Source organism: Vibrio sp. CB1-14 (assembly GCF_040412085.2).
GTDB classification, from domain to species: domain Bacteria; phylum Pseudomonadota; class Gammaproteobacteria; order Enterobacterales; family Vibrionaceae; genus Vibrio; species Vibrio chaetopteri.
In genome coordinates, this window is sequence record NZ_CP115921.1 from 779,247 (window position 1) to 798,131 (window position 18,885).

Here is an 18,885-nt window from a genome sequence, read left to right on the forward strand (position 1 = left end):
CTGCACCTATTATTTGTCCACGATAAAGCCTTGGAACACATCAACAAAGTGCTCAGACAAGAAGTCGAGCTGAGTTTGTGTTTCCACGCGAGAGGCAATGGTTTTGATACCTAAGTTGTGTGCTGTTCTTGAAATAGACGTCAGCGTAAACTTCTGTTTTTCATCATCAAGTTGATGGGTGTACAAGTAATCCAATTTCACGTAATCGGGTCTAAACTCGTTGAGGTATTCCAAAGATTGGAAGTTGCGTCCGTAATTATCGACACCAAATTTTGCTCCCGCATTGCGAATGGCATTACAAAATAGGGCGGTGTGATGCGGGTTACTGATAAAGCAGCTCTCTGGTATCTCAAAGTGCAGCTTCTCACAAATACTGGCGTGTTTACTTAGTTCTAACGATATCCAACGAATGAAGCTTGGCTGAGCAATACTGGTCGGCGTGATGTTGATGGCGATGGCATCAGACATTTCTTCACGCTCTAGCTTATTGATGACCGATATAATGACGTGTTCATCGAAGATGTGGCTTGCATCAAGCTGCTCAAGCGCCAATAGATATTGGTTGGCCGTGTAGCGCTCGCCATCTTTTTCAATCGCCGAGAACACCTCACGGTGATAGGTTTCACCCCAGCTACTATTGGCAGCTTGGAAGCGGAAAGTCACTTCGTCGTCGTTGATGGCCTCTTCGACCAAGGCGCGCCATTGCTGTTTGCCCATGATGACGCCAGTGTGTTCGTTAGAGATGTAACCATAATCTATCTCTGGATTCGATTTAGCTTTGGTGAGCGCGTTATCCAGCACAGACAGCATTTGCGTAGAATTTTTGCGCTCTTCATTAAACACCACACCAAGGGATGCTTTTGCTTTGCTAAGACCAGTTGGGTCTGCATTGAGATCTTGAATACAGGTGATGATGCTGTTGGCTGCGAACTTGAGTTCATTTTCATCAATATTCGGGAATACAAAACCAAACTCATCCGTCGAGATACGAGCGATCACGGTGTTTGGCAAATTAATGGTCATCGACAGTAGATCGGCAAGCTCGCGCACTAGCCCATCCCCAGCCTCATAACCTTCCCCCTTATAAGTCTGCTTAATAAATTCAGCATGCAAGATGGCGACGCCACCCAATGAAGATTCGCTCAGCCACTGATTGAGCTGTCCCATGAAGAAAGCACGGTTACCAAGGTGAGACACGGGATCCATATACGCGCGTTCGCGCAGCTTCTGTGCTTCCTTCGCTTGCTGTTTGAAGGATTCTTCTACGTGTGCCGACATACTATTGATGCCATCTACGACAGCAATCAAATCTCGGGTTCTAGGTCTAAGCAGCGGTTCACCAAACTGACGATTGGCCACTTGTTCCATTTTAACCACAATGGCGCGCAGTGGATTCAGCGCTCGGCGTAATATAAACGCGATAGCGAGTAAGCCTAATACGAGAATGCCCAAAAATGCCGCTGAAAGACGCTCAAACGCATGCCAAAGCTGAGAATAGGCCTCGCCAGGGTGACTAACAATTTCTACCTCTGCCAACTGTAGCCAGCCACTAGTGACGACGCGAGAGTCCTGGATTGGCGAAAACAGAGGAAGATTGGTAAACCATGCAGGTACGTCGCTCGGTTTGATTGGATAAGTGCGCAGTATTTCTTCATCACTCTCAAGAAATACCAGGCGAACCGTAGAGTAGGTGCTGCCATCAAATAGGGCGTTGATCACCGATTCCACGGCGACCTTGTCTTGAGACTGTAGGTACGGCGCCAAGGCAAGTCCGACGGTATTGATGGTGTTATTGACTTCAGAGCGTTGCTGCCGCTCCAAAAAATCTTTGGTGGTGTTAATTTCGATAATAAACACCGACGTCAATAACAGTAAAAAAACGGCTATCATGCCGACCACTAGCTGTCTGTATAGTGTCATAATTATTTACTCGTCGTAATTTACCTTTGGTTTCCGTAACGTTAATGAGCGCTCGCGACTGCGCAAATCATTCCATAATTTTAGTCTCGACGACTTTCCGGCTAACTTGCCTTGGGTGGTTTTCATGGTCCACAAGTTGCGACCATTAAAACTGTATATCGGGAGTAGATCGCCGCGTTTAGACGCGGGTTTTATTTCGCCAATAAGATTGTCTAAGATCAGCGGTTGAGAGCGTGGTGTTTCGTAGTAGGCAAGCACCATGTGGAATTGATTGAGCTCAATCGCCTTAACGTAGACTAAACGTAGCTTTTTATCGGAGATACCGAGTTCGAGCAGCGAGAAGTATTTGGCGATGGTAAAGTCTTCACAGTCACCAGCATTGCTCCCTAAAAACTCCAGCGGCGTTGCCCAGTAGTCTTTTCTTCCCCACAATCGAATATCATCGACAAAGTTGAGCTGGTTGAAGAACTCGTTCACTCCAGACAGTTGTTGTTTCTCGGATTTTCCCTGTAAACCAGCCAGCACAGAACGCCATGTCTGAACACGTTTACCCGCCCGCTCTCCGTACGTCTTGGTAACTGTACTAATCCAACGCTGTTCTTGTTTGGTGTAGGCGTCAGTGGTCGTCGCGAGCGATAAGGTTACCGCTGCGGCACAACCGATTAATGTAAACTTCAATTTGGCGCGCAGACGCCCCATTCGCTCACTCTTTATCACTAAGTCCCTTTACTCTTTTAGAGCGTTGTTTTGTGCGCTTATTATTGGTTTGAGCAGGTAATCTAGTACCGTGCGTTTACCTGTAATAATGTCAACCGATGCGGTCATGCCCGGAATAATAGGCAAGGTTTCATCGTGACCAAAGCTAGTCTTTTCGGTTCTGACTCGAACAATATAAAAGCTGTTGCCTTCCTCATCCTGAGTCGTATCCGCGCTGATATGTTCTAGCGTTCCATCTAAGCCGCCGTATTTGGTAAAGTCGTAGGCGCTGAACTTGACGATAGCGTGTAATTCTGGGCGTAAAAACGCGATATCTTGCGGTGCAATTTTCGCCTCAACCAGCAAGGTGTCTTCGGTTGGAACGATCTCAACAATATCCATGCCGGGCTGAATAACACCGCCGACAGTGTTGACGTTAAGTGTTTTTACCGTGCCGTTTACAGGAGACACCACGACAGTGCGGTTTACTCTATCTTCAAGACCAACAGCGGATTCTGTCATGGAAGAGAGCCGGTCTTGTGCTTCGTTGAGTTTTTCTTGCTGTTCTGAGCGGAATTTTTGTGCAATGTCGATACGGCTGAGTTTGGATTCCTCGATGGCAGAGCGCAGGGTAGGCAATTTAAGCTCCGTTGAAGTAAGCTCTCGTCTAGTGTCGTTGACTTGTCGTTGCAATTTAAGCAGTTCAACTTTTGGGACGACACCTTCATCGGCTAGAGGTTTGGTGATGTTTAACTCGTCACGGGCTAGGTTGTAGCCGTTTCTTAGATTTCGAACTCGGGCTTGCATCTCAACGAGATCCTGTTGTTTCTGTCTGACCTGTTGATCAATAACAGAGAGCTCGTTGCGAAGTTCATTGAGATCTTGGCGGTATTCTGCTCTTTGGCGAGACACTAAGTTCTTATTGTTCTCTTCAAATGTAGGCGGGTAGGCGAGCTTATTGGTATCCAGTGTGACAGATTCTCGCCAGTCATTTCCTGATTTTGACTCATCAATAATAACGCTAGTCAGCGACGCTGAGAGTTGCAACACGCTCGCTGTAAGATTGAGAACCTGCTGCTCACGCTCGCGAAAGTCCGATCTGAAACGTGTATCATCAATCAGCAGAAGTTGTTGCCCTTGAGTGACCGAGTCGCCCTCTCGAACGAGAATTTCTTTAACGAGACCACCTTCTAGGTTTTGAATCACCTGTATTTGCGAAGAGGGAACAACTTTACCTTGGCCGACGGTCACTTTATCGATTTCTGCCCACGCAGCCCAGACCACAGCACAAACAAAAAACAGCAACATCACCCAAAGCATGATTCTGGCACTGGTAGGAGTATTGAGCAGCAAAGCAGCGGTTTTGTCGTCGATGTAATCCAGCTCGGCGTCCGACACCTTTTTGTATTCTTTATTATCCATATTCCATCCGCAGGGGTGATGTTCAGGAGTCGACTAATAGTTTGATTCTATTACCAAGATTATCCATCTGTAACCTGTTCTCATAGAAAGAGTCGATCCATCATGCATTATTGGACGTAGTTCACGGTGTGACCGTTTGTTAAGGGGGCACTTCGTCACTAGCGTTATCCGAAAGTTTAGCAGCGACGTGGTGAATATAAAGTAATGAATTATCGAAATATTGTCTGGCTTGAAGAAATTCATCATCCATTAGTGACAAACTAGGCGATAGAATTCAAAAATCGACGTCGAGATAGGGAATTCGGGTTGTTTTCTGTCACATATCGGCGCAAAATTCACAAAAAAGTGAGGAGTTGTTATGGGAATTGAAGATATTCGCCGCGAGTATTCGAAAGGTGGCTTGCGTCGTAAAGATTTAGAAGACGACCCGATTGATCAATTTAACAAGTGGCTAGCGCAGGCGGTGGAAGCCAAGCTTAGCGACCCAACCGCGATGACTGTGGCAACGGTTGACGAAAATGGTATGCCATTTCAGCGCATTGTTTTGTTAAAGAGCGTCGATGAGAGCGGCTTCGTGTTTTACACCAACCTTGGTAGCCGTAAAGCGCAGCACATCGAACATAACAATAAGGTGAGTTTGCATTTCCCTTGGCACACTCTTGAGCGTCAGGTGCATGTTACTGGTGTAGCGGAAAAGTTGACGGCGATGGAAAACATGAAGTATTTCACCTCGCGCCCAAAGGAAAGCCAACTTGCAGCGATTGCGAGTAAACAAAGTAGTCGTATTTCGGCACGCGGTGTTCTTGAAGGTAAATTTCTGGAACTGAAACAGAAGTTTGCTAAAGGCGAGATCCCAGTACCAACGTTTTGGGGTGGCTACCGTATTCGTCCTGAATCGATTGAATTTTGGCAGGGTGGCGAACACCGACTGCATGACCGTTTCCTGTTTAGCAAAGATGGAACCGGTCAATGGGATGCAGAAAGATTGGCGCCGTAACTGCTATTTAGCGTTTAGATTTTATCTAAGCTGCGGTTTTCGCAGCTTTTTTTATATTTTTGCTTCGATATAGTACAAATTGCAACCACCGTAACTTGTTGGTTCATGATCATTGTTCCGGAAGCTTGATCAAGTAAGGATCCTTTTTTATGCTTCTGTTTCTAGGTGATCTATTCATAGTAAGCCCAATAACGATAAGCGATTGCGCGATTCGCTTTCCCAAATTCACTGGAAATCGATATACTCCGCGGATCGACATTCCATTTACACTGAGGCTGGAAACATGGTGAAACGCAATAATGACATCCTTGATCATGCTTCCCCAGTGCCCAGCATCATCAAGCCAGCTGAAATCGTTCGTCTGCCTTCACATATGGACTCTCACGAGCACCATTACACGCAAGTTGTGATTGGACTCAAAGGTCAATCTGAGTTCGATGTTGGCGGTGTTGGCAACAAGGTAGGCCCTGGACAGGGCTGTGTGGTGACATCTGGCCTTGATCATGCTTTCGGTGGCATTGTTGATCAACCGGATATTTTGGTGTTGAACATGCCACTGCCAAGTGATGATGATCCAGTACTTCTTCAAAGAATCAATGAGTTATCGAAGAGTAAAACTTACTTTCAACTTGATATTCAAATTCAAAAACTGATTCAGATGTTGGTGGCAGAAATGAAAAGTAGCCCAGATGATCTGTTACTCAGTCGTGCATGCAACGACACTGTGGTGGCGTTATTGCAGCGCCACATTTCAGAGCTTAAGACGTCACTGCGTGACTCTCGTTTCGATCTTGAACAGATTGATCGCTACATCGAGCAGCATTTAGCCCATAAGATCTCCGTCGCTCAGCTTGCCGGTAGTGTGTTTCTAGGAGAGAGTCAGTTCCATATGCTGTTTAGAGAGCATTTAGGCATTACGCCACACCAATATGTGCTGAACAAGCGCGTTGATGCAGCCAAGCGATTGATTGAACAAGGCAACTTAAACTTAGGTCAAATTGCAGAACTCACTGGCTTTTCTGGTCAAAGTACCTTTACTCATGCCTTTTCTAGGTTGCAAGGCATCTCTCCGTCGCAGTATCGCAAGCGTTTCTCTTAATCTTCATGTCGGAAGACAATAAAGCTTGGTCGATTCCAATAAAGTTTGTCACGTCTGCGCAGTTAGTTCACTTGACAGAGATTTATGTGAACCGGTTTTAGCAAACACGCCTTTGCCCCAAACCTTCACAGAACCGACAAACGGCACACCTGAGCAGTACACCAATAGACCAACTTAATCTAATCCGTACTTTGTTCTCTTATACGGTGTTTTTCCGTAATTCAACCCAACATCTATATGTCGATTCACATAACAGGTTGATACCAGTTGAGTTTCATAATAAATGGCTGCAACATAGGCGGAATGCAAAGACGGAAAAAGTCCGTCTATAAAGCTACATGGACTCCCTCTTTTGTCAACAATAGCTCCCGCTAATAACAGTGGATCTGACAGCAGCTCTACATTCGGTGTTTAATCGGAGAAACTCCGTCACCCTGATGATATTCGCTTGATGTTGACCTCATTCGTTAGTCAGTATTTGCTACTAGCTTTATAGACAGGTTTAAACATCTCGGTCTGATCGTATTGTCATCATTTGCTATTGCTTTGACTCGGTGAGTGTTAACCGTTTACATAGTTAATTTTGTACTCTTTTCCCGTGGTTAATAGTGCCCATATGATACGAGCATTCTTTGCTGCTAGGGCGACAGCCGCTCGTTTATAACCTCGTCGTTCAACGAGTTGATTTAACCAAATACTGTTGCGGTCGGTTTTCTCTTTGCATCGTGCAATAATGGCTCTTGCGCCATGAATAAGTAGAGTACGAATATGTTTTTCGCCTCTTTTGCTGATGCGCCCAAGGTGAACATGACCACCTGTTGAGTATTGCCTTGGAACCAACCCTATCCATGCGGCGAACTGGCAGCTAGAGCCAAATTGCTTGGCGTCATTGACGGTCGCGACAATGGCACTTGCACTGTGTTCACCGACACCAGGAATATTCATAAGAGCCCTGGCTGAAGCCATTTCACGGACTAATGCTGATACTCTTCGATCATAGTGCAGGACTTCAAGATTAAGGCTTTGAATCTTGTTCGACAGATCTTGAAGTAGTTCACGAGCTAGCATGGGTAAACCATTTTCAGCATCCTCAAGGATACTCCCGATAGTGTTTTGGGCTGAGTAGCGGCCTTTTGGCATGACAAGACCAAATTCAGAAAGTAATCCTCTGAGTTGGTTAATGGTTGCGGTTCTTGTTTTAATTAGGCCTTGACGGATACGATGTAGGCAAAGCACTGCTTGTTGTTCTTCACTTTTTATAGAGACAAATCGTGTTTTGGGTCTAGATACTGCTTCGCAGATGGCCTCTGCATCATTGGCATCATTCTTTTCATTTTGTCGATACGGAATAACGAATTTGGACGCCATGATTTTAGGGCTATGACCGAGTTTAAGTAACTCCCTTGCCCAGTGGTGCGCACCGGAGCAAGCTTCCATACCGATGAGGCAGGGTGGTAATTTTGCGAATGTGTCTAAGAGTTTGTTTCTTTTAACAGTTTTGCGTAGGATACACTTGCCATATGCATCAACGCCGTGAATACTGAACACATTCTTGGCGAGGTCAACGCCAATAGTTTGAATTGTGGACATAGTAACCTCCAGTTCTTCAGCGTGTACTGAGTAAGTATGGCACGCAGAGTGTCAGGGAGAGGGAGTCCATATCATTCGTTAGGCTAATTTCCCACCTCAATCACAAATGGATAATTAACAATTGTGTTATTGTCTTTAATGTACTGTTTTTAACAAAAGCGTAGGAATTTCAATGAATCTTGATATAAAAATTTTATCGAAAGGTGACTCGGTTATGAATGTCATGCCTTTCGGAGCGAGTATCGCTATTGCTGTGAAAAAGAAAAATGGAAAAGTAGAAATTGTTCTTTTAGACAGAAATGATGAAAATATTCCCGAAATAACGGCAACATGGACAATCAGTGAAGGTGAAGGGGAGATAGGTGTATCCAGTTCAGATAATGATGTAAAAATCACCACGTTTTAGAGGTCACATATGAAATGTAGTATTTGTGGGCAAAGTGGGCACAATAAGCGTTCTTGTACTCAAACGGTTTCTGAACCTTCGCCAGATACACGTGATCGTGCGCTGATTTTGCGCATTGATAATATGACCCAAACTGAACAGGATGAAATGCACATTGAACTTGTTAGGCTTAAGAAGAGAGTAACGGATAGTGCCGCAAAAGCGACATTAGTTGAAGGTGGCAGTAAAGAGTTACCGAGTAAAATACGTGCTCTTATTGAAGCACAAGAGGAAAATAATGGTTAAGCGCCCTTATTCTCACACAAAACAGCAAAAAAAAATTAAAGAACTCCAAGAGCATATTTGTATAGTTTGTTGGGATCACGATAGAAAGAAGGCTAGAGGGCATCATCTAATCCCTTTTTCGGAAGAAGGCAGCGATAATATTATTAACTTCGTAACTTTATGTGATGATTGCCACAAAAAATACCACGCAGGAAAGCTGAACCTAGATTTCTATCGATTCTAAAAATTAGCCTAACAAGGCAATCAAGGTGATGCGTTACACTCGGCGGTTTTGGTATGGAGTTCAGTGTGCTTTGCTGGTTCAGTGGGGCACACCTTATTGCAGGCGTTAACTGGCTAGGAGAGTGACGTGAATTCGTATACAAAGCATCATATACATAAATTTTTTGATAAGTATCTAAAACGTGAATTCGACCAAGATGATGTCGCTCTGTTTATTGTTTTGGTTAGGGATTACACCCCAAAACCAAGTATATTTCGAGAGTTAGGAGATTTCCTCGCTCATCCAGAACAAAAAAATTGTGGTGTTGTCATTAATAATTTCAAGCCAGTAACTTCATATTTTGAACGAAAAACTGAGCGTGTAATGGATGGTGGAAAAATTCCGATGGAACGACCATTAGGCTTAGGTGTGCTTGAAGATGTTCAACAAAGTTTAGGGGCTATTTTTAAGGAAGTTGAAATCTCAGGCTTTGTGAATGATAAAAATGATCCTTCTTTTCGCGACTTTATTTTTTGTCTAATTTTTATGCTTAGTAACTTTAGGTTGAAAATCAAGAATCAACTTGTTGATATGAAGGTAAATTTTGGAAATTCATTAAGCTTATCAGTCTCTTACGAAAGTTCGAAATTTGAGCGAAACTATATATCTTTAACAGTTCTTTGGCTAAATGCTGTTTGGGTAACTTGCCCTAGTGGATTTACCGAAGAACTGAAAGGCTATATTGCACGTAGATTTTCTAATGGTCTCTTAGGTGCCATTCCATATGAAGCAGATACCAATAGCCTCTCAACGAACATGGAAGATATACCAAAAAGTCAAATATGGCCTTTAGTTGACAGGCGAGTAGGCATTTAAGACGGATTCTCAACGCTTGGCATTCTCGGTTTGGGTTGGCTTCAGTGTTGAATGCGGCAAGGTTTTAGGCTGGGTGGAGGCGTTGTTCACCACTTAATGCGGCGTTAGGTATCTAAGTTGGTCGTTATACAAGCAAGAAGGGGGTCGGTTGAAACTATATAAATATTTGCCAGTGGAAAGAGTCGATGTACTGGAGAATTTGCGAGTCAGATTTACTCAACTGAGTTCTTTAAATGACCCATATGAAATGCATCATTCTTTCAATGTAACTGATCTAGTTAATAATTTGTCCAAGGAATCTCGAGAACTATTGAACGAGTGGTGGTCGGATTTGAGTGATGACAAACGCATTGAGTTGGAGCCAGAGTATAATCAGGTTCTCAGTGAAATCGAAGAGAACTCAGGTAACCTTATTAGAGAAAACAAAATGACATCTGAAATGTCAAAGTTAATGGATAAAGTTATTGGGGTGCTTTCGTTATCTCAAACGAATGAGAGTTTGTTAATGTGGTCACATTATGCAGATTCGGGTTGCGGTTACGTTATTGAGTTTGATTCTAATCACGAGTTTTTTCATCGGCCCGGGCTGAATGGTGTGAGCACTGACCCAATAGTTATAAAATATGAGGAATCCCCAAACTTGCTAGACATTGGCAAAGTTTACGATAGTTCGTCGATTCTAGGTGTCAAATCTAGTGAGTGGGCTTATGAAAAGGAAGTGCGATTAACTTTGAATTTTATTGGTATTAAACCTCAAGTAAACAGTGATAATCGTCCGATAATTGACCCTTTCGGTAACAAAGTCTATTTGGCAGATATACCCAAAGATGCAATTAAATCTATTTTTTTCGGTCCTAGAACCAGTGTGGATACAAAAAATAGAATATTGAAAGCTATAAATGACAATTACATTGAGTGCCAAGTATTTGAGCACGAGGTCGCCGTTAATACTTACAAATTAATCCAGCGCGTGTAGCTACCTAACAATCGCTTCAAGTTGATTCGTAACGCTTGGCGGTTTTGGTGTTAATTTTGGTTTGGGTGATTACGGTTTAAAATTTGGCTTCAGTGGTGCGTACCTCACAACTTAAGCGGGCGTTACTTTTCCATACGTGGACTAATCCGTTACATTCTAATTTAGTAATATAACTGAATCAGTTATGTCCAAAAACGTTTCAGAAAGTGATCAAACTGTAGCTTTCTATAGTCCAATAATTGCTTGAAAAGGCTAGTTTCCTATGCCTTCCGACACTTCAAATGAATCAACTACTGAGACTCGCTGCCGATGCAGATCATCATGGCATCAGGTCGCCAATACTCAAACTCGCAATCCATCAACATACCATCTTGCTTGTAGTTCACACGGCATATCTTTAGAACAGGTTGTCCTTCTGCCAAATTGAGGGCTTTGGCGACATGGCTAGGCGCTGATGTTGGAATGACGTCGAAGTGAGAACGCCCTGTCTCGTAGCCATACGTTTCTTGGTAGCACTGTGTGAGTGACATGGTTAGGTTTTTATCCAAGATGTCGGGGAATAGCGAAGCAATCAGGCAATTCTCCACAAACAGCACTACACGTCCATCGATGTATCGCAGTCGCTCTATGACATGAATCGGTGTAATCGTGTCAACCGACAGCGCCTTTGCGTATTCACCACTTGCCATCTCAGTTCTAACATTCACCAGCTTAGTTTCAGCAATTCGGTCTTGATCGCGAATCATCTGATGAAAGTGATTGCGTGACAGTGGGTTATAGCGGATACGCTGCGGTGAAACATACCAGCCACGACGCTCTTCTCGATAGATCAAACCTTCGGTTTCAAGGGAGGTAAGGGCGTCTTTAATGGTAATTCGAGTGGTTGAGAAGAGTTCACTCAACTCACGCTCAGAAGGTAGCTTCTGCCCAGCCTGCATTATGTTTCCTGAGATTTGATCTCTTATGGTGGTTTTGATTTTCGCAAGCTGAGTGAGGGTTTTCATTGTTGTGACCTAGTCCAAAGGCGTATAGATGAACAAGATACGACAGCTTGGTAACAGTTTTATGAAGGCTTCAATCTCATCTGGCTTTGATTGTAACCTACTCACTTCTAAGTTCTTTCCTAACTATGACGTTGTCAAAACCCAGTTTTTCTCAAAATCAGCAATAATTAAAATTCAATCCGACTAAATTAATAACCTCATATTTAAACAACATGAAAAAACTCAACCTCGCTTTTATCGCTCTTGTTCTAACTATCTTAGCTGGTTGTTCTTCAACCGCGTCCGTCGACAATGCAAAAACCAGCAGCTATGCCCGTTCTCATGAGCTTGTTGGCCAAGCATCGTGGTATGGAAGCAAATACCATGGCAAGCGCACCGCAAGTGGCGAGCGATATAACATGAGAGCCTATACTGCGGCTCATAAAACGTTACCGTTTGGCACCATCGTTAGGGTGACGAATACCAACAATGGCAAAACTGTCGATGTGAAAATCAATGACCGTGGTCCCTTTGTGAAAGGTCGTGTTATTGATCTTTCACGAAAGTCGTTTGACCAGATTGGTAACATTAATGCTGGTACTTTACCGGTTAAGATTGATGTGATTGATGATAGTAATACGTTTAGGTATAAGCACTAAATCTCCTCTTCCTGCCCAAATATAGCCGTCATCCCACTGGCCGTGCACCTACGCAGGCAGGGATCTTCTTCAAGCGCGCACCAAGCCTCAAGTAGATTCCTGCCTGCGCAGGAATGACGCGCGTTGCTGGCTCTTCACACTCACAATAGTCGTCATCTCACTGGCCGTGCGCCTACGCAGGCAGAGATCTACTCAACGCTCACTCCAAGCCTCAAGTAGATTCCTGTCTTCACAGGAATGACGTACGTTGAGAGCAAGGTCGTCACCTATTCCCTTCATCAAACTGACGCATTTCTGCCATTTAACCTCCATAAAACCGTCAAAAACTCTGCCCTAAATTGTCACATTCGCGAAATAGCATAAAAAGTGAACTTACTGACCTAGTCCAGAAGGATAGAGACAATGAAAACTTTGCTTAACCGTGCAAGTATCGCAAAACTTGGCACTGCTACTCTGATTGCAGCGGCGATCTCTTCTACTGCCATGGCTGACGACGGTGTGCAAGCACTGACCGAAGCGGCAAAAAAAGAAGGGGCGGTTTACAGTGTGGGTATGCCAGATAGTTGGGCAAACTGGAAAGATACTTGGAATGACCTTGAGTCCACTTACGGCTTGAAGCACCAAGATACTGATATGAGCTCGGCACAAGAGATCGCTAAGTTTGAAGCAGAAAAGAAAAATGCGACAGCGGATATCGGTGATGTGGGCTTTGCGTTTGCACGCGTAGCGGTACAAAAGGGTGTGACGCAGCCTTATAAACCAACCACTTGGAGTGATATTCCTGATTGGGCGAAAGACAAAGATGGCCACTGGGCTTTGGCGTATACCGGTACTATCGCGTTTATCTCAAACAACAACCTAGTAAAAGATGCACCGACGTCTTGGCAAGATATTCTTGAAGGTGATTATAAAGTTACTGTCGGCGACGTAGGTGTTGCAGCGCAAGCGAACAATGCGGTACTAGCCGCAGCATTCGCCAATGGTGGTGATGAATCAAACCTTAAGCCTGCTATTGAGTTTTTCTCGAAGCTTGCTAAACAAGGTCGTTTATCCTTCACTGACCCAAGCATTGCGAACCTGGAAAAAGGCGAAGTCGAAGTCGCTCTCCTTTGGGATTTCAACGCGCTGAACTACCGTGACCAAATCGACCGTTCGCGCTTTAGCGTTAACATTCCACAAGATGGTTCGGTTATCTCTGGCTACACAACCATCATCAACAAGTACGCGAAGAACCCGAACGCAGCTAAATTGGCTCGTGAACACATCTTTAGTGACCGCGGTCAAATCAACCTTGCAGAGGGCTACGCTCGCCCAATCCGCTCTAATGTTGAGCTGCCTGCATCGATTCAAGAAAAGCTGATTTCAAACGACCAGTACGGCAACGTACACCCAGTGACTGACTTTAAAGCATGGGAAAAATCAGCGCGCCGCCTACCTCGTCAGTGGCAAGAAAACGTGCTTATCCATCAGCAGTAATTTGAGAACCTAAGTAAGAGGTAAGTATGAGCAATAAGGTCATTCTTGTTGTCCTCGATGGTCTCAATTATCAAGTAGCCCGTGATTGCATGGGCTACTTGAACGGCTTAATCGAGCAGAAAAAAGCAACCCTATATCCTATTCAGTGTGAGCTTCCATCAATGTCGAGACCACTCTATGAGTGCATTTTGACTGGAGTGCCACCTGTTCTGAGCGGCATTGTTAATAATCAAATTGTACGCCTATCGAATCAAGAATCCATCTTTGGCCTAGCCAAATCGCAGGGCAAGGTAACGGCAGCTGCCGCTTATCACTGGGTGAGTGAACTCTATAACCGAGCGCCTTATGATGCGGTTCGTGACCGTTTTACCGACGATGAATCACTCAACATTCAGCATGGTCGTTTCTATCATTGGGATCACTACCCTGATGAGGCTTTGTTTATCGACGCAGAATCACTCAGACAGCAGTTCAATCCAGACTTTCTCCTAATACATCCAATGAATATCGATGACGCAGGGCACAAGCATGGCTTGGATTCGAGGCAATATCGAAACAGCGCGCGCGCTGCGGATATTTACCTATCCAACTACATCAGTACTTGGATTGATGCGGGTTATCAAGTCATGGTGACCAGTGATCACGGTATGAACGATGACCTTTCGCACGGCGGCATCTTGCCTGAAGAGCGTGAAGTCCCACTGTTTGTCATTGGTGATACCTTTACCCACGCCGACACAACCGTGAAGCAAACAGAGCTTTGTGGACTGTGTTGTCAGCTTCTCGGGCTTGAGCATCGTAAACCTTATGCACCGGAAATGATCGCGTTATGAGTAGTTCAGTAATCGCAACGCCGAGCAACGGCAAGACGCAGTCTCGTCAGGGCGCGTCTCTGTGGAATCGTTTTAAACCCGTGCTTTGGCTCGCGCCCTTTGTGCTGTTTTTCTATTTGTTCCAGCTCGCCCCAATGGTTTGGGTGTTTTTTAATAGCTTTCAATACGATGGCGAGTTTTCGCTGGACAATTACCTTGAGGTATTTGACTCCAGCTTCATGATTCAAGCCTTTAGCAACAGTATTTGGTTGTCGGTATGGTCGAGTGTGATTGGTCTCGCCATTGCTGCGTTATTGGTGTCATCGCTTCGCAGAGTCGATAGCCGACTGCGCGATGGTGTTATTGCCTTTACTAATATGAGCAGTAACTTCGCTGGTGTGCCTCTGGCGTTCGCCTTCATCATTATTCTGGGTGTCAACGGTGCAGTCACGTTGCTCCTTAAGCAGTATGGTTTGATTGAGGGGTTCAATCTCTATGGTAAATGGGGACTACTGGTCATCTATATTTACTTTCAGATCCCACTGGGTGTGCTGCTGCTCTATCCCGCGTTTGATGCGCTGCAAGATGATTGGCAGTCAGCGTCGGCGCTGCTTGGTGCGAAAACGCATCAGTATTGGACTCAGGTTGCTCTACCTGTGCTGTCTCCCGCGCTGCTTGGCACCTTCATTATCTTGATTGCTAACGCAATGGGCGCATACGCCAGTGTCTACGCGCTGACCACGGGCAACTACAACGTTATTACCGTGCGCATCGCAAGCTTAGTATCGGGTGATTTGTTCCTTGAGCCGAATCTGGCGGCGGCCATTTCCTTGATTCTAATGGCGATTCTCGCCTTCATTACGGTTATCAATCAATGGCTATTGTCGAGGAGTTATCATGCTTCAAAATAGCAAATCTCTCGTGAGTAAAAAGCTAACAAGCAATGTTAGTACTTACTATCATAAAGCCGTTGTTTACGGAATCGTTGGACTGATGCTGGTTCCGATTATCGCGACCTTGGTGTACTCCCTGTCATCAAGTTGGGGAGCCACCATATTACCCGACGGCTTTACCTTTAATTGGTATATTCAACTGCTTACCGATTCACGTTTTCTTACGGCATTTGGGCGCTCGCTGTTGGTCTGTTTCGCGGCTCTAGCATTGAGTGTGGTGTTGATCCTACCGGCGATTTTTGTGGTGTTTTACTACTTTCCAAAACTCGACAAGTTAATGAACGTGCTTATTTTGTTGCCGTTCGCTGTACCGCCTGTGGTCTCTTCAGTAGGGCTATTACAGATCTATGCCGACAGTGCGGTGCCTTTGATCGGTACGCCATGGATCTTAATTGGTACCTACTTCACCATCGCGCTGCCGTTTATGTATCGCGCGATATCCAACAGTTTTGAAGCGATTAATTTGAACGATTTGATGGATGCGGCTCACTTATTAGGCGCAAGCACAACCAAGGCATTTCTCTTGATTATCGTTCCGAACTTGAAGAAGGGTTTGTTGGCGTCGCTGTTCCTTTCGTTCTCGTTCTTATTGGGTGAGTTTGTGTTCGCCAATATCTTGGTGGGAACACGTTACGAAACACTGCAAATCTATCTCTATAACATGCGTCAAACCAGCGGTCACTTTACCTCTGCGTTAGTGATGACTTACTTTTTCTTTATCTTCCTACTGACATGGCTTGCCAGCCGTTTTAGCAGTCAACAACAAAAGGGCAAATCATGAGCTACGTATCTGTTAGTCAACTTACCAAGCGATTTGGTAATAACACGGTTTTCGAAGACATCGACTTTACGATTGAGAAGGGAGAGTTCATTACTCTGCTCGGACCTAGTGGCTGCGGAAAGTCAACGTTACTTCGCAGTTTGGCGGGACTCAATCCCGTTGAAGGCGGCCAGGTTTTAGTGGATGGTGTCGATATCACTCACGCCGCACCGCAGCAGCGTGGCATCGGCATGGTATTTCAATCTTATGCTTTATTCCCGAATATGACGGTAGCCGAAAACATCGCGTTCGGCCTCAAGATGCAAAAGCTGGCTAAGGCAGAGATAGAGCGCGAGGTTACCAAGGTGATCGACCTGGTGGAATTGACGGGTAAAGAGAGGCAGTACCCGCACCAGCTATCCGGTGGCCAAAGGCAGCGCGTTGCTCTTGCCAGAGCTTTGGTGGTCAAGCCGCGGATCTTGTTATTGGATGAGCCTTTGTCTGCGCTGGATGCCAAAATCCGCAAGAACCTTCGCCAGCAGATCCGCACTATCCAAAAAGAGCTAAACCTGACCACTATCTTTGTCACCCATGACCAAGAAGAGGCGATGATCATGTCTGATCGTATCTTCTTGATGAACAAAGGCGAGATTGTCCAGCAAGGCGAGCCAGAGGCGATTTATACCCATCCAGTGAATGAGTTCGTCGCCGGTTTTATGGGTCACTATAATCTGGTGGAAGCAGCACAAGCCAAATCGCTCTTTGATCTCGAAGTGAACAGCAAAGTCGCAATCCGTCCAGAGTCCATCTATGTGCGTGAGCAAGGACGTCAGTATGGTGAGCACATTTCGGCTCCGAGAACAGGGGTCATTAAGAATCATCAACTGCTTGGCAATGTGATTCGCTACCAAGTGGATGTGGATGATTGCGAACTCACTGTTGATCTGCTCAACCGATCCTCAGAGCGCTTGCTGTCTGTTGGTAGTCAATTAGAGCTACTTTTTAACCTAAACGAAATTCAACCTGTGAGAGCCTAGAATGTCTAATCCTCTTTATGTATTCGACATGGACGAGACGCTGCTTGATGCCGATTGTGCCATGCTTTGGAACCGATTCTTGGTGGAAAAAGGGATAGCGACGGCACCTGACTTTTTGAAAGAAGACGAACGCCTGATGGCACTCTACGCGCAGGGTAATATGGATATGGAAGACTACTTAAAGTTTTCCATGTCGCCATTAGCTGGCGTGTCGAAAGAGACGGTCTCTTTGCTGGTGGAGCAGTGCATTGACGAGAAGATAATGCCTCGTTTATTTCCTCAAGCCGCCACACTGATTGCACAGCTTAAGCGTGATAATGTTCAGACGGTAATCATCTCCGCATCCGTGAGCTTTCTGGTGTCGGCTATTGGTAAACGTATTGGTATTGATGAAGCGATGGGGATTGATTTGGCGGAAGAAGGCGGCTGTTACACCGCTCGAATCGACGGCATTCCTACTTATCGCGAAGGCAAAGTCGCAAGGCTGGAACAATGGTTGACAGAGAGTATGACGCAGTACTCGGAGATCCATTTCTATACCGACTCTATCAATGACCGACCACTGTGTGAGTTTGCTGACCATGCTTATTTAGTAAACCCATGTCCACTGCTAAAAGCACTCGGTGACAAGAAGGATTGGCAGCAGCTTCATTGGTTTTTGTAATCCATCGATACCTGACGTTTAAGCTCCGAAGGTCGTTTATTACGACTCTCGGAGTTTATTGTGACTGTTATTATGGTTCTATCTTTTGGACTTCTTTTACCTCTAAGTCTGCAAACCAGACTTCGTCTTCGCCAGCATTAAGCCCTGCTTTATCATTAAGAGAGCGATAGATACCCCATTTGGGTCTTACGAAGTTGACGGTACTGCCGTTACTGCCAGAGCGCCAAAGCTCGATATTTTGTTCATTGACGGTAAACAGCGGTGCTTCAGAGCCAAGTGGTGTCACCGACATTTCCAGCGAGCCTTGTTCACTGAACTGCGCACGAACAAAGACTTCTAGCCATTGTCCCTGTATTTGTGTTGCCCAGTCGATACCTAGCTGTGAGGTATGAAGCAACATGGTCTTAGCATCCTGACTATCCACATGACGTACTTCTAAGCCACTGACACCGCTCTTAGTGTTGCCAGTAATAGTCACTAACGGCTGACTAACAGGATCACCAAAATCAGATACGGCTTTTAGCTGAAAAAGATGGGTAAAGTGGTTGGTGACGCGCAGGTCTTCGTCAATTCGAAATTTCCAGCGGTACTCAAATATGGTGTCCATAAAGCCTTTGAGTGAGTCATTAGATTTATCGTACACCTTAATTTCGTTGCGTTGGCGGTCGGTTTTACCCGTATCTCGATCGCCATCTAGGTCGCGATGAATAGTAAAGCGGAAATAGTCGCCAACCTGATTATCGCTGTCCTCGGTGATGTGTCTTACCCCGCTATGGTTGTCCTCACCATACAGGTCGGGCGCCTCGATAGAGCCCACTCCAAGGACACTTTCAATCAAATCGTAAGTGTCCATATTGGCTGAGCCATCCGAAACTAGTGAAGCGCTACTCAGTACATAGTAGTTTCCGGAATCATCAATATCTGGTGTGTTTGGAATGCTGGTGTTGCTTGAGCTACTTCCACCGCAAGCGGTCAGAATAAGAGGAATAAGGGTGGAAAGCGCAAGCTTTCTGGCGTGATACATCATAGGTCACTTCCTAAAACGAAAAAAACGGGCACCCTACAAGTACCC

Annotated in this window: 20 protein-coding genes; 14 read left to right on the forward strand and 6 right to left on the reverse strand. The window is 45.1% G+C overall.

The window, feature by feature from the left end:
* Window positions 1-9 precede the first annotated feature (9 nt).
* Genes PG915_RS19445 through PG915_RS19455 form a run of 3 tightly spaced genes read right to left on the reverse strand, consistent with a single transcriptional unit; the run spans window position 10 to window position 4,038 of the window.
* The gene (locus PG915_RS19445; RefSeq protein WP_353500046.1) at window positions 10-1,920 is read right to left on the reverse strand and encodes a bifunctional diguanylate cyclase/phosphodiesterase; all 1,911 of its coding nucleotides are present in this window, start codon (window positions 1,918-1,920) and stop codon (window positions 10-12) included.
* A gap of 6 nt (window positions 1,921-1,926) precedes the next feature.
* A complete protein-coding gene (locus tag PG915_RS19450) occupies window positions 1,927-2,610 on the reverse strand; it encodes a transglutaminase-like cysteine peptidase (RefSeq protein WP_420884635.1) in 684 nt (227 codons plus the stop codon).
* Window positions 2,611-2,646: 36 nt separating this feature from the next.
* Window positions 2,647-4,038: an HlyD family type I secretion periplasmic adaptor subunit gene (locus PG915_RS19455; RefSeq protein WP_353500048.1), complete on the reverse strand. Its 1,392-nt coding sequence runs from the start codon at window positions 4,036-4,038 to the stop codon at window positions 2,647-2,649.
* Between the two features lie 358 nt (window positions 4,039-4,396).
* Between PG915_RS19455 and pdxH the strand changes: the two genes are divergently transcribed.
* Window positions 4,397-5,035: a pyridoxamine 5'-phosphate oxidase gene (gene pdxH / locus PG915_RS19460; RefSeq protein ID WP_353500049.1), complete on the forward strand. Its 639-nt coding sequence runs from the start codon at window positions 4,397-4,399 to the stop codon at window positions 5,033-5,035.
* A 283-nt stretch (window positions 5,036-5,318) separates the two neighbouring features.
* Window positions 5,319-6,134 (forward strand): AraC family transcriptional regulator, encoded by an 816-nt coding sequence (locus PG915_RS19465; RefSeq protein ID WP_353500050.1) that lies wholly within the window; start codon window positions 5,319-5,321, stop codon window positions 6,132-6,134.
* A gap of 561 nt (window positions 6,135-6,695) precedes the next feature.
* Here PG915_RS19465 and PG915_RS19470 read toward each other — a convergent pair.
* The gene (locus tag PG915_RS19470) at window positions 6,696-7,724 is read right to left on the reverse strand and encodes an IS110 family transposase (RefSeq protein ID WP_353500051.1); all 1,029 of its coding nucleotides are present in this window, start codon (window positions 7,722-7,724) and stop codon (window positions 6,696-6,698) included.
* A 172-nt stretch (window positions 7,725-7,896) separates the two neighbouring features.
* Here PG915_RS19470 and PG915_RS19475 point away from each other — a divergent pair, with 172 nt between their 5' ends.
* The 5 genes from PG915_RS19475 (at window position 7,897) to PG915_RS19495 (ending at window position 10,469) form a co-directional block, all read left to right on the forward strand.
* On the forward strand, window positions 7,897-8,130 hold the full coding sequence (locus PG915_RS19475) for a hypothetical protein (RefSeq protein ID WP_353500052.1): 234 nt from the start codon (window positions 7,897-7,899) through the stop codon (window positions 8,128-8,130).
* 9 nt (window positions 8,131-8,139) lie between these two features.
* Window positions 8,140-8,415 carry a hypothetical protein gene (locus tag PG915_RS19480; protein ID WP_353500053.1) on the forward strand — a complete coding sequence of 92 codons (276 nt, stop codon included), beginning with the start codon at window positions 8,140-8,142 and terminating at the stop codon, window positions 8,413-8,415.
* On the forward strand, window positions 8,408-8,638 hold the full coding sequence (locus tag PG915_RS19485) for an HNH endonuclease (protein WP_353500054.1): 231 nt from the start codon (window positions 8,408-8,410) through the stop codon (window positions 8,636-8,638). The genes PG915_RS19480 and PG915_RS19485 overlap by 8 nt, the downstream gene beginning before the upstream one ends.
* A 126-nt stretch (window positions 8,639-8,764) precedes the next feature.
* A complete protein-coding gene (locus PG915_RS19490) occupies window positions 8,765-9,493 on the forward strand; it encodes a hypothetical protein (RefSeq protein WP_353500055.1) in 729 nt (242 codons plus the stop codon).
* Between the two features lie 148 nt (window positions 9,494-9,641).
* Window positions 9,642-10,469, forward strand: a complete 828-nt coding sequence (locus PG915_RS19495; RefSeq protein ID WP_353500056.1) for a DUF2971 domain-containing protein — start codon at window positions 9,642-9,644, stop codon at window positions 10,467-10,469.
* A gap of 290 nt (window positions 10,470-10,759) precedes the next feature.
* Here PG915_RS19495 and PG915_RS19500 read toward each other — a convergent pair whose 3' ends face one another.
* Window positions 10,760-11,473: a UTRA domain-containing protein gene (locus tag PG915_RS19500; protein WP_353500057.1), complete on the reverse strand. Its 714-nt coding sequence runs from the start codon at window positions 11,471-11,473 to the stop codon at window positions 10,760-10,762.
* Window positions 11,474-11,685: 212 nt separating this feature from the next.
* Between PG915_RS19500 and PG915_RS19505 the strand changes: the two genes are divergently transcribed.
* The 7 genes from PG915_RS19505 (at window position 11,686) to PG915_RS19535 (ending at window position 17,813) form a co-directional block, all read left to right on the forward strand.
* Window positions 11,686-12,111, forward strand: a complete 426-nt coding sequence (locus PG915_RS19505) for a septal ring lytic transglycosylase RlpA family protein (protein ID WP_353500058.1) — start codon at window positions 11,686-11,688, stop codon at window positions 12,109-12,111.
* A gap of 402 nt (window positions 12,112-12,513) precedes the next feature.
* Window positions 12,514-13,587 carry an ABC transporter substrate-binding protein gene (locus PG915_RS19510; protein ID WP_353500059.1) on the forward strand — a complete coding sequence of 358 codons (1,074 nt, stop codon included), beginning with the start codon at window positions 12,514-12,516 and terminating at the stop codon, window positions 13,585-13,587.
* Between the two features lie 26 nt (window positions 13,588-13,613).
* Complete coding sequence (locus PG915_RS19515; protein WP_353500060.1) at window positions 13,614-14,420, forward strand: alkaline phosphatase family protein; 807 nt, start codon at window positions 13,614-13,616, stop codon at window positions 14,418-14,420.
* Window positions 14,417-15,310, forward strand: a complete 894-nt coding sequence (locus PG915_RS19520; RefSeq protein WP_353500061.1) for an ABC transporter permease — start codon at window positions 14,417-14,419, stop codon at window positions 15,308-15,310. Before PG915_RS19515 ends, PG915_RS19520 begins: the two co-directional genes overlap by 4 nt.
* Before the next feature lie 82 nt (window positions 15,311-15,392).
* Window positions 15,393-16,133, forward strand: coding sequence for an ABC transporter permease (locus PG915_RS19525; protein ID WP_420884636.1), 741 nt, complete (start codon window positions 15,393-15,395; stop codon window positions 16,131-16,133).
* On the forward strand, window positions 16,130-17,149 hold the full coding sequence (locus PG915_RS19530; RefSeq protein ID WP_353500063.1) for an ABC transporter ATP-binding protein: 1,020 nt from the start codon (window positions 16,130-16,132) through the stop codon (window positions 17,147-17,149). The genes PG915_RS19525 and PG915_RS19530 overlap by 4 nt, the downstream gene beginning before the upstream one ends.
* Before the next feature lies 1 nt (window position 17,150).
* Entirely contained in the window at window positions 17,151-17,813 is a 663-nt protein-coding gene (locus tag PG915_RS19535; RefSeq protein ID WP_353500064.1) for an HAD family hydrolase, read from the forward strand.
* 70 nt (window positions 17,814-17,883) lie between these two features.
* Here PG915_RS19535 and PG915_RS19540 read toward each other — a convergent pair whose 3' ends face one another.
* Window positions 17,884-18,840, reverse strand: a complete 957-nt coding sequence (locus PG915_RS19540) for a hypothetical protein (RefSeq protein ID WP_353500065.1) — start codon at window positions 18,838-18,840, stop codon at window positions 17,884-17,886.
* Window positions 18,841-18,885 lie beyond the last annotated feature (45 nt).

Excerpts from the sequence above, each read along its gene's own strand:
- PG915_RS19455 (WP_353500048.1), bottom strand. The coding sequence starts at position 4,038 with ATGGATAATAAAGAATACAAAAAGGTGTCGGACGCCGAGCTGGATTAC.
- PG915_RS19535 (WP_353500064.1), top strand. The coding sequence starts at position 17,151 with ATGTCTAATCCTCTTTATGTATTCGACATGGACGAGACGCTGCTTGAT.
- pdxH (WP_353500049.1), top strand. The coding sequence starts at position 4,397 with ATGGGAATTGAAGATATTCGCCGCGAGTATTCGAAAGGTGGCTTGCGT.
- PG915_RS19445 (WP_353500046.1), bottom strand. The coding sequence starts at position 1,920 with ATGACACTATACAGACAGCTAGTGGTCGGCATGATAGCCGTTTTTTTA.
- PG915_RS19500 (WP_353500057.1), bottom strand. The coding sequence starts at position 11,473 with ATGAAAACCCTCACTCAGCTTGCGAAAATCAAAACCACCATAAGAGAT.
- PG915_RS19480 (WP_353500053.1), top strand. The coding sequence starts at position 8,140 with ATGAAATGTAGTATTTGTGGGCAAAGTGGGCACAATAAGCGTTCTTGT.
- PG915_RS19505 (WP_353500058.1), top strand. The coding sequence starts at position 11,686 with ATGAAAAAACTCAACCTCGCTTTTATCGCTCTTGTTCTAACTATCTTA.
- PG915_RS19510 (WP_353500059.1), top strand. The coding sequence starts at position 12,514 with ATGAAAACTTTGCTTAACCGTGCAAGTATCGCAAAACTTGGCACTGCT.
- PG915_RS19520 (WP_353500061.1), top strand. The coding sequence starts at position 14,417 with ATGAGTAGTTCAGTAATCGCAACGCCGAGCAACGGCAAGACGCAGTCT.
- PG915_RS19475 (WP_353500052.1), top strand. The coding sequence starts at position 7,897 with ATGAATCTTGATATAAAAATTTTATCGAAAGGTGACTCGGTTATGAAT.
- PG915_RS19525 (WP_420884636.1), top strand. The coding sequence starts at position 15,393 with ATGCTGGTTCCGATTATCGCGACCTTGGTGTACTCCCTGTCATCAAGT.
- PG915_RS19465 (WP_353500050.1), top strand. The coding sequence starts at position 5,319 with ATGGTGAAACGCAATAATGACATCCTTGATCATGCTTCCCCAGTGCCC.
- PG915_RS19485 (WP_353500054.1), top strand. The coding sequence starts at position 8,408 with ATGGTTAAGCGCCCTTATTCTCACACAAAACAGCAAAAAAAAATTAAA.
- PG915_RS19515 (WP_353500060.1), top strand. The coding sequence starts at position 13,614 with ATGAGCAATAAGGTCATTCTTGTTGTCCTCGATGGTCTCAATTATCAA.
- PG915_RS19530 (WP_353500063.1), top strand. The coding sequence starts at position 16,130 with ATGAGCTACGTATCTGTTAGTCAACTTACCAAGCGATTTGGTAATAAC.
- PG915_RS19470 (WP_353500051.1), bottom strand. The coding sequence starts at position 7,724 with ATGTCCACAATTCAAACTATTGGCGTTGACCTCGCCAAGAATGTGTTC.
- PG915_RS19540 (WP_353500065.1), bottom strand. The coding sequence starts at position 18,840 with ATGATGTATCACGCCAGAAAGCTTGCGCTTTCCACCCTTATTCCTCTT.